Source organism: Rheinheimera tangshanensis, assembly GCF_014645135.1.
Classification (GTDB): Bacteria; Pseudomonadota; Gammaproteobacteria; order Enterobacterales; family Alteromonadaceae; genus Pararheinheimera; species Pararheinheimera tangshanensis.
Genome location: NZ_BMLH01000008.1, coordinates 1 through 13,516, shown reverse-complemented (window position 1 = coordinate 13,516; position 13,516 = coordinate 1). Strand labels below are relative to the sequence as shown.

The 13,516-nt window shown below is 42.8% G+C and carries 11 protein-coding genes; 9 read left to right on the top strand and 2 right to left on the bottom strand.

From position 1 onward, the window contains the following. Positions 1-74 precede the first annotated feature (74 nt). The 5 genes from IEW88_RS14115 (at position 75) to IEW88_RS14095 (ending at position 4,774) form a co-directional block, all read left to right on the top strand. Entirely contained in the window at positions 75-2,153 is a 2,079-nt protein-coding gene (locus IEW88_RS14115) for a protein-disulfide reductase DsbD family protein (RefSeq protein ID WP_147904605.1), read from the top strand. 16 nt (positions 2,154-2,169) lie between these two features. Then, the gene (locus IEW88_RS14110) at positions 2,170-2,766 is read left to right on the top strand and encodes a redoxin domain-containing protein (RefSeq protein ID WP_147904606.1); all 597 of its coding nucleotides are present in this window, start codon (positions 2,170-2,172) and stop codon (positions 2,764-2,766) included. Between the two features lie 217 nt (positions 2,767-2,983). Then, positions 2,984-3,841 carry a PA4780 family RIO1-like protein kinase gene (locus tag IEW88_RS14105; protein WP_147904607.1) on the top strand — a complete coding sequence of 286 codons (858 nt, stop codon included), beginning with the start codon at positions 2,984-2,986 and terminating at the stop codon, positions 3,839-3,841. Between the two features lie 3 nt (positions 3,842-3,844). Continuing rightward, on the top strand, positions 3,845-4,390 hold the full coding sequence (locus tag IEW88_RS14100) for a hydrolase (protein WP_147904608.1): 546 nt from the start codon (positions 3,845-3,847) through the stop codon (positions 4,388-4,390). Positions 4,391-4,405: 15 nt separating this feature from the next. Further along, complete coding sequence (locus tag IEW88_RS14095) at positions 4,406-4,774, top strand: YbaN family protein (RefSeq protein WP_147904609.1); 369 nt, start codon at positions 4,406-4,408, stop codon at positions 4,772-4,774. A 448-nt stretch (positions 4,775-5,222) separates the two neighbouring features. Here the strand turns inward: IEW88_RS14095 and IEW88_RS14090 are convergent, their stop codons facing one another. Both IEW88_RS14090 and IEW88_RS14085 read right to left on the bottom strand, forming a co-directional pair. After that, positions 5,223-5,906: an FRG domain-containing protein gene (locus IEW88_RS14090; RefSeq protein ID WP_147905564.1), complete on the bottom strand. Its 684-nt coding sequence runs from the start codon at positions 5,904-5,906 to the stop codon at positions 5,223-5,225. A gap of 128 nt (positions 5,907-6,034) precedes the next feature. Next, complete coding sequence (locus IEW88_RS14085; RefSeq protein WP_147905563.1) at positions 6,035-6,973, bottom strand: TIR domain-containing protein; 939 nt, start codon at positions 6,971-6,973, stop codon at positions 6,035-6,037. A gap of 672 nt (positions 6,974-7,645) precedes the next feature. Between IEW88_RS14085 and IEW88_RS14080 the strand changes: the two genes are divergently transcribed. The 4 genes from IEW88_RS14080 (at position 7,646) to IEW88_RS14065 (ending at position 13,279) form a co-directional block, all read left to right on the top strand. After that, positions 7,646-9,307, top strand: coding sequence for an ATP-dependent nuclease (locus IEW88_RS14080; RefSeq protein WP_147905562.1), 1,662 nt, complete (start codon positions 7,646-7,648; stop codon positions 9,305-9,307). Then, the gene (locus IEW88_RS14075) at positions 9,300-10,448 is read left to right on the top strand and encodes a UvrD-helicase domain-containing protein (protein WP_147905561.1); all 1,149 of its coding nucleotides are present in this window, start codon (positions 9,300-9,302) and stop codon (positions 10,446-10,448) included. Before IEW88_RS14080 ends, IEW88_RS14075 begins: the two co-directional genes overlap by 8 nt. A 179-nt stretch (positions 10,449-10,627) precedes the next feature. Then, positions 10,628-11,908 carry a phosphoribosyltransferase-like protein gene (locus IEW88_RS14070; RefSeq protein WP_147905560.1) on the top strand — a complete coding sequence of 427 codons (1,281 nt, stop codon included), beginning with the start codon at positions 10,628-10,630 and terminating at the stop codon, positions 11,906-11,908. Between the two features lie 213 nt (positions 11,909-12,121). Continuing rightward, positions 12,122-13,279: a reverse transcriptase family protein gene (locus IEW88_RS14065; protein ID WP_147905559.1), complete on the top strand. Its 1,158-nt coding sequence runs from the start codon at positions 12,122-12,124 to the stop codon at positions 13,277-13,279. Positions 13,280-13,516: the final 237 nt, after the last annotated feature.

Here is a 13,516-nt window from a genome sequence, read left to right as displayed (position 1 = left end):
TTTGATGACTGATCCCCGCTTTGTTATTGCCGTACACTAAAAATATCCTGACATACAGCTACAGAAATGATCTGATGACTTTGTTTTGGCGACTATTTTTCTCAATTCTATTCGTGCTCTTTTTCACTGGTCCCGCTCAGGCGCACAGCAGTGGCTGGGTTAAAGCCAGTCATTTAAAAGCAGAGTTGGTCAGTGATCATCAGGATCTTCGTCCAGGTCAACGCTTTAAACTTGCGCTGCATTTTATTCCGGACGAGCACTGGCATACCTATTGGCAGAACCCCGGAGATTCAGGTTTAGCCACCAGTATTGACTGGACTTTGCCGGACGGTGTTGAGGCAGGAGCCATTCAGTGGCCTGCTCCTATGGCGATTTCGGTGCCGCCATTGGTGAACTACGGTTTTGAAGGCCCAACTATTTTAGTCTCAGAGCTCAGCATTCCCGTCGATTTCAAAGGCTCGCAACTGCAGATCAAAGCCAAAGTCGACTGGCTGGTGTGCAAAGAGATTTGTATTCCGGCTGACGCCAGTTTTGAGCTGAACTTGCCCGTGACCCAAACTGCGGTGCTGGCGACTGACTATCTGAAGCTGTTTGAGAAAGCCAGCCAGCAACAGCCCAAAGCTGTGCCGCTACGCGGGCGTTATGATGTCCAAAATCAGCAGTTCTCTGCGGCAGTGCCTATGCCTGAGGATTTAAAAGTTTCTGCTTTTTTTGTCGCGGCCGCTGAACTGGTCGATCACGCCGCGCCACAACAAATTGACTGGGTTGACGGTGAATTGTTGTTACGTCAGCAGCAGAATACGTATTTTAATCAGGCTCCCGAGCAGTTTGACTTGGTGTTAAATACCGCAGCAGGGCCTGTATTGCTGCAACTGCAGCATGAAAGTGCGCCGCAACAATCTGCCATCAGTCTGGCCAGTTTTAGTCTGACCGACTGGTTGGTTATGGTAGCGCTGGCTGCCGTCGGCGGTTTGATCCTGAATCTGATGCCCTGCGTGTTTCCTGTGTTGTCATTAAAAGCCTTGAGTCTGGTCAACGGCCAGCAGTCTGCACAACACACCAAGGCAGAAGCTTTGTGGTACAGCGCAGGTGTAGTGCTGAGTTTTGTGCTGTTAGCGGCAATGCTGTTAGTGCTCAGATCCGCAGGCGAGGCTGTGGGCTGGGGATTTCAGTTGCAAAACCCACTGGTTGTAGGGTTGCTGGCTTACTTGCTGTTTGTATTGGCGTTAAGTTTGTCTGGAGTGGTTCAACTGGGGCTGGGTCTGATGAACTCAGGTCAACAACTGACAGAAAAGCCCGGCGCTAGAGGATCGTTTTTTACCGGAGTATTAGCCGTAGTTGTCGCCAGTCCTTGCACCGCGCCCTTTATGGGCACGGCTTTAGGCTATGCCGCCACGCAGCCTGCTTTAGCGGCTTTGGCTATTTTTGCGGCTTTGGGTTTAGGTATGGCTTTACCTTTTCTGGCGTTAGCCTGGTCGCCGGGTTTTGCGGCTCTATTACCTAAACCCGGACTCTGGATGGAAAAGCTAAAACAATGGCTGGCTTATCCGTTGTATTTAAGCGCGGTTTGGCTGCTTTGGGTCTATGGTCGTCAGCAGGGCATAGACGCTCTGGCTTTGGCTCTGGTTGGGCTGGTGTTTGTGGCGGCGGCTTGTTGGTTATGGGGCCTGCTTCAACTGCAACAGGCAGGCAAGGCCAGTGCAGTGATGGCTGTGCTGCTATTTGCCGGTGCAGTGGCTTTATTGTGGTATCCGCAGCCTGCAACGCAGCAATCAGCAAAAACCGATCACGCCGAAGTCTGGTCAGAACAACGCTTAAAACAACTACTGCAGGATGGAAAGCCGGTGTTGGTCAATATGACAGCCGACTGGTGCATTACCTGTTTAGTCAATGAACGGGTGGCCCTGGATACCGATAGCAGTAAAGCCGCTATGGCGTTGTATAACCTGACATATTTAAAGGGGGACTGGACCAATAAAGACCCAGCTATCAGTGCCTATTTACGCCAGTTTCAGCGCGACGGTGTGCCTTTGTACGTGTTGTATTGGCCGGGGCAGCCGCCAGAAGTGTTGCCACAAATTTTAACGCCGGATTCGTTACGTCAGGCGTTAGAGCAATTGAGCAGTAAACAACCCTTAATTACTAATCAATAGTCACAGGAGTTAACCCATGAAACTCAAATTTGCTTTAAGTTTATCCGCCTTATTTTTTGCTGGCTCTTTGTTTGCCGCCCCGCAAGTAGGCCAGGCGGCGCCCGCTTTTACCCTGACTGACAGTAAAGGTCAAAGTCACTCACTGGCTGATTTCGCTGGCAAAACAGTAGTGCTGGAGTGGACCAATCATGAATGTCCTTTTGTGGTGAAACACTACAGCGGCAATATGCAGAGTTTACAAAAACAATTTGGTACAGAGGATGTGGTCTGGTTGACTGTGATTTCCTCAGCCCCAGGCAAGCAAGGTCATGTCACTGGCGTCAAAGCTGATGAATTGACTTCAAGCCGCAATGCAATGCCGGATGCTGTGCTGTTTGATGACACAGGTGTTACGGGCAAAGCTTATGACGCCAAAACTACCCCTCATATGTATGTAATTGATAAAAAAGGGGTATTGCAATATATGGGAGGTATCGACAGCATTCCGTCTGCCAAAGTGGATGACATCGCCAAGGCTACGCCTTATTTTGCTGACGCTGTAACTGCTGTATTGGCAGGTAACCCGGCGAACCCTGCGGTGACGAAACCTTATGGTTGCAGCATTAAGTACTAGCCGCCTTTGTTCTTGAAGCCGCAGCTTTGTTGACGGCGTTCTCTCGTCCCAGTCGCATAGGCAGCTATGCTGCTGGGGGTTCGTTCGCTTGTCGTCGCGCTGCAACTCCAATTACTTTGGTGTGTTTAGAGTATTTTAAGCAGCGGCTCTTTCTTTGCCTTGATAAAAATCCTGATTTACTCTTTTACCCCTGCGTTAAACAAGGTATAAGTGCGCAATGAAAACTCCAAAACGCATTCAGCCGCTGATCGACGAAGGTCTGGTGGATGAAGTACTCAGGCCACTGATGAGTGGCAAAGAAGCCTCTGTCTACGTAGTTCGCTGCGGGGATCATATTCGCTGCGCCAAAGTTTATAAAGACGCCAGTCAGCGTAGTTTCAAAAAGGCAGTGCAGTATCAGGAAGGTCGAAAAGTACGCAGCTCCAGACGAGCCAGGGCTATGGAAAAAGGCTCAAGTTATGGCCGTGAGCAGGCAGAAGAAAGCTGGCAAAACGCTGAAGTAGACGCTTTGTATAAACTGGCCGATGCAGGAGTGCGGGTGCCGCAACCTTATGGCTGTTTTGATGGCATTTTGCTGATGGAACTGATTTTAGATGAGGACGGTGATGTGGCCCCTCGTCTGAATGATATTCAACTGACGGCAGAACAAGCCCGCCGTGACCACAAAACTATGATGCAGCATATTTTACGTATGTTGGCCGTAGGGTTAGTGCACGGCGACTTATCCGAATTTAACGTACTGCAGGACCCACAAGGCCCTGTCATTATCGACTTACCGCAAGCCGTCGACGCTGCTGCCAACAATAATGCGCAGTGGATGCTGGAGCGGGATGTCAATAACATCACCCAATATTATGCTCAGTTTGCGCCTGAACTTGCAGCTACCAAATATGCCAAAGAGATCTGGGCTTTATTTGAAGCTGGAAACCTGAATCCAAATACCGAACTGACAGGCGAATTTACCGAAGCAGAGCAAGCTGCTGATATCAATGCTGTGCTGGATGAGATCAATGCCGCTTTTGCTGAAATGCAGGAACGTAAAGAACGGCAACAGGCCGCCAATGAACCGGACTAAAAAATGTTAGTGAAGCAAAATGAAAGCTTAGTGTTGCTGATTGATATGCAGGAAAAGCTGGCTCCGGCTATCGATCAAGGTAAAGAGGTTGAACAAGCTGCTGCCTGGGTGCTACAAATCGCTGTGCAACTGGATGTGCCTGTGCTGGCAACGGAGCAGTATCCACAAGGTTTAGGTGTCACTTTGCCCGCTTTGGCCGAGTTAGTGCCTGAAGATTGTGTGATGGAGAAAATCCATTTCAGTGCTTTGCGTGAACCTCTGATCGCTGAACGTCTAAAGCTAAGCGGCAAAACTCAGCTGGTGATCATAGGTACTGAAACTCATGTTTGTGTGTTGCAAACTGCGATGGATGCGTTAGCCGCCGGTTATCAGGTATTTATTGTCGAAGAAGCTGTAGGCTCCCGCACTGAACAAAACCGTCAACTGGCGTTATTGCGTTTACAGCAGGCTGGTGCGCAAATTATCAGTAAAGAAATGTTGGCCTTTGAGTGGCTGGATAAAGCAGGCACAGATAACTTTCGTACTATCAGCAAAGGCTGGATCCGCTAAAGCGATGTTCTGGTGATGTTAAAACTGCTGACTCTTTCCCTCTGGCGTACAGTGGCTTGTATCACTTTACTCTTAGGTGTCATAGGTGTGGTAGTGCCTGGTTTACCCACAGTGCCTTTTTTGCTGCTCTCCGCCTGGTCTGCCGGCAAAGGCTGGCCACGTTTAGAAATTTGGTTATTAGCCCATCCCAGCTTTGGTCCGCCGCTCAAGCGCTGGCGTGAACAGGGTGCTGTACCCCGTAAAGCCAAATATCTGGCGACTGTGATGATGACGATGTCAGCTTTGCTTTTGCTGCTCTTTGCAGCACCCCTTTGGCTCAAACTTGTGCTGCCTGCTTTTCTTTGTGCTGTAGCCATTTGGTTATGGCGCCGTCCTGAAGCTTGATTGTTCCTTTTAAATCAACAATTTGAAATTTGACAGTTGCAAAATTACGCTCTAATTTGTTTACATAATTTTAAAGAATTACATATAACTAAAAATTAGATTAAAAGGTTAGAAAACCCAGTAAAAACGTAGTTTGTAAGACTGTTCTCTAACTTTTCCATAATTTCTCTAATTTTCCACTAATTTTGACAGTAAAACGATAAAGATAATGGCACTAAAAGTTAGATGGATTCTCACCAATTTCGTCTAACTTTTTTTTGCTCTTTGTGACCATGCAAAATTCACCCTAAGTTCCTACTATTTTCACCTTAAACTTGCCACTCGTTGAAATCTTCATACTCCATAACTTTCATCCGAACGAACCAGCAGTTGCCATCTCGAAATATATCGCCCTTATTTGCAGCTAGTTTGGAACGCTGCAGAAAAACAGTCCGACAATATGCGTTTATTAGCTAAAGTTTTTTATCTCATCAATCAGGCAGAAATGCTTAGATAAACCATTAATATCCGGATAAATGTTTTTAAAGTTTACCCCAAGTCGGTCTAATGATTTTAGAATTGCTATTTTACAGTCTGACGGAATAACCCATTCATGCAGCGTATCTTGTTGGGTTGGTTGGAAAATACTATTTTTGATGACTGAATTTACCGTAGGGTGATATGTAAAATTACCCAACTGAGCACGAATACGGTCTGCTATTGGTGGTGGTTGAAAAGCAACAACATCGTCATAGTCCTCGAAACTTTTTTCCTCTGGTTCAGTGATGTACCAGGTTGGAAAATATGCAGTGAGCCTTGCATCCTTTTCAAGCTGGTCTGAGCATGCAAAAAATGCAGCAACCAAAATATTAGAAGACCAGTCTAGGAACTTTGTGGGAAAGCCATGATGTTGAGCAATTGCCATACATTCAAATTCATTTTCGTAATGTAACTCTTGAAATCGGCTAGCTTGTCTTATCCACATTTTATATTTGAAATAAAAATCCTTCTCATAAGGGGCTCTGAAAGCCTTCGGTACTAACTTCCATGAAACATCTGCCTGACCTCGATAAAACCAACCTCCAACCCAGTCATCTGAGGGGAGTTTCTCTGATACAACCAGAAGTTCCTGTACCGTCTTTATTTTGTCCATAATCCCTCAGACTCGATTATATAAGCTGACCTATCCCTCAAATTTAAGACCAAGACATTAATGAGATTTCCAATAAATTGAAGGATCTCATCAATGGATTAGTATTATTTCCGAGGAAAGTTCAATTGTTAGACGCTTAGTGATATATCAATACATAAATCAAATGTATATTCAAAGATGTTATCTTGAGTATGAACTCGAAGCTTAAAGCGCCTTTGTTGCATATCTTGAACATTTTCTCTGAACATTAAGCCGATTTGTCTATCTTCGATTGCACCAGGTGGTAATGCCTCAAAAGAAATTGGAATTCGTACTTGCTGTGTAAGCACACCATCATTTTCAAATGCCAATGTATCAAATGCTTGTAGCTGGTGAGGAATAACTTTTTTTGTTTCTTTGCTATGAGGCGTTCCTGCATTAGTAATTGTTTGTTGAGTTGTATAGCTTGCAGGAACGACTTCGGAGTCCGACTCTAAAAATAGATATGCATGCGTTATTGGGGTAACAGGTCTTGATGATTCATTTCTTATGTAAATTGGAAGGGTAAAATATTCATCTCGACGGCGGATGCTGCCACCGATTAATGGAACTTCGCCATCACCATTAGCTGGGACTTCTACTTCAAATATTCTTAAGGAAAGAAACTCATTTTGTCTTTTTTTAGGGCTTTCTTGCTCAAGTGCCCACTTAATTTTGCTTGAAAGCATTTCCTTCAACTTGCTTATACTGCCGTCATAAACCAAATGTTGTTGGTGCTGTAAATCGAAAGGTATATCTTTGACACTTTGGGTCAGGAGTATTACATACTTTCCTAAAGCGTGAGCATAGCCAACTTCGTAAAAGACGTTTGGATTCCGACCTGTCATATCAGCCACAATTACATCGGCTTTATTAATCTGATTGAAAATCCTATCAAGCATTCCTTCATTAAAAATCTGCTCATCAAGCCGTTCTGCATATGCTCCTGCGTCTTCAGCGGCACCTTTGATACCAAATTTATAGGTATCATTGAGTGCTTCATCGAATGGCATTAAAACAAAAACAAATGGCTTTGGCTGATTTTTCATGTACATCCTTTTTTATTGAGACTTCGATCTACGGTTTGCGCCTAACAATTTTTTTATTGTGCTGACTCGCGTTCTTTGGTTTTATCATTTAACTAACCAGCGTTAAGTTATTGATAAAAATTCAATTATTTACAACCAGCTATTGCTGGTCGCGTCCAAAAGCGTACTGGCGCATTATTACTTTTCCCTGGCCTGTTATTTTAACGTTGGTACACGTTTAGTTTCTAAATTAGAGTGTTTTTTCTTCTGCAGCAACAAATAAATGCGCCTGTTCAATGCTCAAAGCGTGCCTGCTTTATGGTTAAAGTAAATAACACCGTGTTGGACATGCACGTCCAAAGTCCGCTTTTGGCAAAGAACAGAGCAGCACTTTGAGCGAATTTCGACGGTCTAGAGCAAGCACTCCCAAAAAAAGGATGTCCGCTTTGCCTTAGCTGCGGACATTCGATTTTTCGAGAGCCCTGCATTTCCGTCCCAATCAGATGGCCAAATTCAGAGTGCCACTTTATTAATAGCGAACAGCGAGGCATGGGCGACGGCCTAAAAAGTTTGATTTGCTTCTATTGCTAATATCATTGTCCGATCCCATAATCGGTAAGTAATTGGAAAAAGATAGCTAAAATGACAAGCTATCTTTAACACTATATCTGGTGTGTCAGAGGGAGTTGAAAAGTGCTTGTAGAGTCACTTCATGTACTGAATTTCAAGAAGTTTAAGGATAAAATTTTTGATTTCAACGAAGATGTAAATATCCTGGTTGGCGATAACAATGCCGGTAAAAGTACGATCTTAGAGGCATTGGAAATTGTACTTAACTTCCAATATCGTGGCCGCTCATTCAGTAGTGAGTTTTCTCCAGATCTATTTAATAGCGAAATTGTTACTGCGTTCCTGAACTCTCCAAAGACTCCGGCAGACTTACCAGTCCTTTCTATAGAAGCTTACATGAAGCATGTGCCAGATTATCGGGGGACCAATAATAAATTACTTAAAGATGCCGAAGGAGTGCGGGTCATAGCGTGTTTTGATCCAGATTTTACAGATGCATATAATGCCTACCTTGCTACTGGAGCACAGATAACGACTATTCCTGTCGAATTCTACAAAGTTGAATGGATGGATTTCGCTTGGAACACGATAAAGCCGATGACCAAACAATTCAGAGCGCTCTATATCGACCCCACGAGGATCCACCCCACCTTTGGTAAAAATCAGTATATTTCCAACGTCTTAAACACAGCTCTTAAAAAAGATGAAGAGTATCGCTTAAGTCTCAATTATCGAGAGGCTCTTCAGTCGTTCAATGGAACTGATGAGGTAAAGATAGTCAACCAAGATCTCGACTCGGAAAACAATATCACTGATAAAAAACTAACTATTGCTGCCAACACAATGCCAATAGGCGCCTTACAGAATGGATTGCAGCTTAAGGTAGATACTGTACCTTTCCACATGATTGGCAAAGGTGAACAGAGCAAGGTGCAGATCAAATTAGCTCTCCACAATAAGTCAAAAGATATAGATCTTGTGATGATGGAAGAGCCTGAAAACCATTTGTCTCACATTGAACTTAGTAAGCTGATACAGGACATCGAAGATCAGCGTGGTAATAAGCAACTATTTCTTACCACACACAGCTCTTACGTTCTAAACAAGTTAAGTATTGATAAAATCTGCTTACTCCAAAGCTCTTATAAGAGGCTACATCTCTTAGACAAAGGTGTTGTAAAAACGCTTAAGCGATTACCTGGTTTCGACACGCTGAGGGTTGCACTATCAAAAAAGGTTATATTGGTCGAAGGGCCATCTGATGAATTGGTACTTAAAAAAATATACCAAAGGGAGAACAATAATCGTCTCCCTGAGTATGACGGTATAGATATTATTGTAGTGCGTGGAGTCGGGTTTGAGACATTTATAGAGATCGGAAAAGAGATAGGCACCGCGATACATGTGTTGCGCGACAATGACGGAGATTACGTGTCCAACGTAGCCGAGCCGCAAAAAACATACGCAGCGCACCCAAATATCAAACTATTTTCTGCTACTGACAAAGCTGACTTCTCACTTGAACCAGCTTTGATTTCAGCAAATTCTGCAACTGAAGTCGAGTTGGACATATTCGCAAAGATAACGCTATCTACACAGACCTACAAGCAGCTCATGGCTAAACCATCATTCAATGAAAAACGATCTTTTATCATGGAGTGGTTTACGAGTACGAAAGGCGATGGTAAGGGTAAAAAGAAAGTTGACTCAGCAATCAGACTGTTCGAAACCACCGAAACTTTCAAGTATCCAGCATTTCTTCACGAGGTGCTGACTTTTGTCTAACACATTATGTATAGCTGGCGCAGGGTCAGGCAAAACCCACAAAATAATTACAGAATCAATTGCGAAGATAAAGAACGGCGGCAAAGTGCTGGTAGTGACCTACACCACCAGCAACCAACAAGAACTAAGAAATCGATTTTTGGCTGCTTTTGGTAGGAGTTGTGATCGATTCGTGGTCAAAGGTTTGTTCTCGTTCTATTTGGAAGACTTGGTTAGACCATATCAGCAAGTGTTTTTCCCCAAACGTATAGATGGAATTTTCTTTAACGAACGCAATCCTCATCTTAAGCCTGGTTCAACAGCTATGTTACTTGGTCGCAAGGAACAGTTAAACAACAAGCAGTTCAATCCAGACCATTTCCTGACCAAGTGCCATACCAAAGCACACACAGGCTTTTTGGCAAAACTAGCAGTCCGGATTATGAAAGCAACAAAAAACTCGGCTGCAGCACGTCTTGGTGATATCTATAGCCAGGTCTATTTCGATGAGGTACAAGATTTGGTCGGATGGGATTACGAAGTATTAAAGAGTTTGAGTAAATATATGAAACGCCCTATCACTTGTGTCGGCGATTTCAGACAGACTGTATACGAAACATCCTTTGGTCACAAATCTCCTCAAGTAGCTGCAGACAAAATCAAAGCGTTTAATTCGATGGGCTTTAAAGAAGAAGTTCTGGCATCTAATCGAAGATGCATACAGCAAATCTGCGAGGTAGCCGATACAGTTCATGCAGGAACTTATGGCGCAACTAAATCTGCTGTCGACTTAACACCTGAAGAATTTCGTAGTCATCTCGGCGTTTTTATTGTTAAACAATCAGACTTAGACGGTTACATCAATGCATACGACCCAATTGTATTGCGCTCAAGTATTTCATCAGGAAAGAAGATTCTTCCTGCTCACGCTCGCTGCTGCAATTTTGGTAAAAGTAAAGGATTGAGCTTTGATCGAGTACTAATTCTGCCGGCCGATAGCCAAATGCATTTCGTTTTGGATGGAAACACTCCTTTTTCTCAAGACGCAGAAACTGCACAAAATAGAATGTATGTTGCGATCACTCGAGCCAGATACAGCGTCGGTTTTTTAGTTCCTGACAACAAAGTACATGGTTTACGCTTCCCTATTTGGGAAAGGTAGACGATTTTGAACAACTCTCAACTTGAAACGCTGGCGTTGATTTTAGTGGCATTAGATAAATTTTAACATCTCATTACTTGGCGAAGCTTTCTTGTATGCGCAGATGGCTAAGAACATTCTGTTGATAGGTTTATAGTTGGCTTTCAAGCAAAAATCACACTTTTAATGAGGGCGTCTAATTGCAAAGGAAATCATTTATTTCAACTGAATTAGCAAAAGGCTGGTTGTCACAGTTTTCGTGTCAAGATCAAACTCAGGCAGAATCTCTTTTGAATTCGATTAGACATATTTCTGTCGAAAAGGTAACTAGGGAGTTGAAGTTCCTCATCGGCGAAATACTACAAAATCAAAAGGGCGTTGTTGGTTTGTATGCGGAGAGAGAAATTAGAAAAACAAGAGGCTCTGTGCATAAAATATTCAAAGAGACTCAAACTAAAGTAAAGAGAGCCATAGGGAGTGGTCCAAAAGCAATAGACCCTATATTCAGATATAAACAGGATGTAGGTAGTGAAGGAGTAATAGCCAACATAATCACTCAAATCTGCAAAACTAAACGCAGTCGAGTTATAACTCATCCTGGACCAGATAAGATTAGAGGGCAAAAAGTACGTCATCTAATTATTGTTACTGATTTTATTGGCAGCGGGACAAGAATTTGTGATTACCTCGACGCCTTTTGGAAAGTTAAAAGTATAAGAAGTTGGAACTCTCTAAAAGCAGTAAAATTCCATGTCGTGGCTTACAGCGCAACCCAGATTGGAAGCGAGACAGTCAGAAGGCACAAAGCTAAGCCAGAAATATACATAGGTGAGCCATGCCCAACAATATGGACTGTATTTAGCGATATCAAAGAGCGAAAAAGTATAATCGATTTGTGTAACAAATACGCTCCGAATAAAGAAACAATAAATGATGGTTTTTTCTCGAGACCAAAATATGATCCTCTAGGTTATCGTGGTATTGGAGCACTTATGTCGTTTTCCTATGGAGTTCCAAATAATGTTCCTGAGATTCTATTCAGGGCGTCACCTAAATGGCAGCCTATTTTTAAAAGTAGAGTAATAGATTACTCGATCACTCCCCTTTTGGAGAGAAATAGCCAATTAGATATCGAAAAGGCTTTGATCAAATTACGTGAAAATAATATCCAAACATTTATTAAGAAAAATGATCTACCAGATCATTCCCCAAGATTGATCGTATTCCTAGCGGCCGCAAATAGATACAAATTTTGGAATGAAATATCAGAGCAAACAGGGCTAACAGTTTCAGAGATTCAAGAATTACATCAAGAAGCTATATCAAGTAAATTCATAAACGAAAAATACATCCTCACTGATTTCGGGAAGCAACAACTGGATTTTATGAGAACAAAACATGGTGCTTTAGCTAAACAACTAGACAACAATGTTCCTATATATTATGTTCCTAAACAACTGAGAGCTCTAAATGGAGTTTAGCTTGAACCAATGTAAAATGCATTCGTCTGTAGACCAATGTGTTAAGCATTTCTCTCATAATTTTATTATGAGTAGAGGGGAGTCAGAGTCTGTCCTCCTTGGAAATAGCATCCGATTGATGCTAAGCATGACCACGCAATTCCGACTGCGTCGGATGGCGTCGAGGCCTTGCCTAATCGCGCGGTCCTCCTCACCCTGCGGGTGTCGAAGTAAATGAACAGATGGAGCTCTCAGTTATTTCAAAAAGAAGCTAGACGGCTCGGACGTTCTGAAGATGTGATAGACAATTGCCTAAACGCTGCCGCATTAATACAGCTTAAAAACTCTCAAATTACCCCGATATTCTCCTTACGGCATCTGTCTTACATGGCGAAAGCTGATTATGGATTTTTAAGAGCCATTGTTAGCCGTGATGACCGGATAGACTCTTACCGAACCTTTCAGATTCGGAAGCGGAAACGCCGTAAAAATGATAAAGAACGATATAGAAATATAAATGTACCTTCCCATGATTTAAAGAAAACACAGCAGTGGATTAATAAACATATCCTTTCCCATGTTAGTCCACACCAATGCTCAATGGCTTTTCATAAAGACAGTTCAATAATAGAGGCTGTAAATGCGCATGTTGGCGCGAAATGGGTAATCAAAGTTGATCTGAAGAATTTTTTTGAATCTATAAACGAGATATCTGTATACAGAGTTTTTAGGGGGCTGGGGTTTAACGCTCTCTTGTCTTTTGAGCTCGCTCGAATCTGTACTAAAAAACGAGCAATGCTTCCATCTAGAAGTAAAAAATGGATATCGACAGGAAGACGAGAGACAATTTCTGCCTACGCGCAGCTTCTACAAGGCTTTCTCCCTCAAGGAGCTCCAACAAGCCCAATGCTCTCTAATCTCGCTTCCCTGAGATTAGATCAAGAAATCCACAAATTTTGCGCTCAAGAGGGTTTTATCTATACACGCTATGCCGATGATATTGTGCTCTCTATCCATCGAGATGTGAAAAAAAATGAGTGTAGCAACATAATTAACAAATTATATCGTGTAATGGCGTCTAACGGCTTATCTCCTAATAAGACAAAAACAATAGTATTGCATCCAGGAGCGAGAAAAGTGATTTTAGGTCTTATGCTAACCGAGAAAGGGGTGATGCTAACAAAGGAATTTAAATCTAGATTAAGGCAACATCTATTCTTTCTAAACAGTGAAAATGTTGGACCAGTAGAGCATGCTCAACATAAAGGTTTTGTCTCCATTATAGGACTAAGAAATCACATAATTGGCCTTTTATCATTTGCTAAAGCTGTAGATAAAAACTTTGCCAGCAAATGCCAAGCGGATTTCGACCGGATAGTTTGGCCAATTTAATCACGTTAATTGTATTAGCTCAGACTTGTTCTGGCAGTTTTCAGTTTTGTGTTCAGGCTTCAAAATTTCGAGCATAAGAATTCATTTATTCCTTTAAACGTCCGCTTTCAGGTAACCGTTCACTCTACGACGTATTGACGGACCAATTTATTAACTAAACACTTTTCACCACATTGACCAGAGCTGGTGGCACTTTCCATTGTTTTTTGTCTTCGGTGACGATCACCACTGATTTTT

Bases quoted from the DNA above. Each gene is read 5' to 3' on its own strand.
- IEW88_RS14115 (WP_147904605.1), top strand. From the start codon at position 75: ATGACTTTGTTTTGGCGACTATTTTTCTCAATTCTATTCGTGCTCTTT.
- IEW88_RS14110 (WP_147904606.1), top strand. From the start codon at position 2,170: ATGAAACTCAAATTTGCTTTAAGTTTATCCGCCTTATTTTTTGCTGGC.
- IEW88_RS14105 (WP_147904607.1), top strand. From the start codon at position 2,984: ATGAAAACTCCAAAACGCATTCAGCCGCTGATCGACGAAGGTCTGGTG.
- IEW88_RS14100 (WP_147904608.1), top strand. From the start codon at position 3,845: ATGTTAGTGAAGCAAAATGAAAGCTTAGTGTTGCTGATTGATATGCAG.
- IEW88_RS14095 (WP_147904609.1), top strand. From the start codon at position 4,406: ATGTTAAAACTGCTGACTCTTTCCCTCTGGCGTACAGTGGCTTGTATC.
- IEW88_RS14090 (WP_147905564.1), bottom strand. From the start codon at position 5,906: ATGGACAAAATAAAGACGGTACAGGAACTTCTGGTTGTATCAGAGAAA.
- IEW88_RS14085 (WP_147905563.1), bottom strand. From the start codon at position 6,973: ATGAAAAATCAGCCAAAGCCATTTGTTTTTGTTTTAATGCCATTCGAT.
- IEW88_RS14065 (WP_147905559.1), top strand. From the start codon at position 12,122: ATGAACAGATGGAGCTCTCAGTTATTTCAAAAAGAAGCTAGACGGCTC.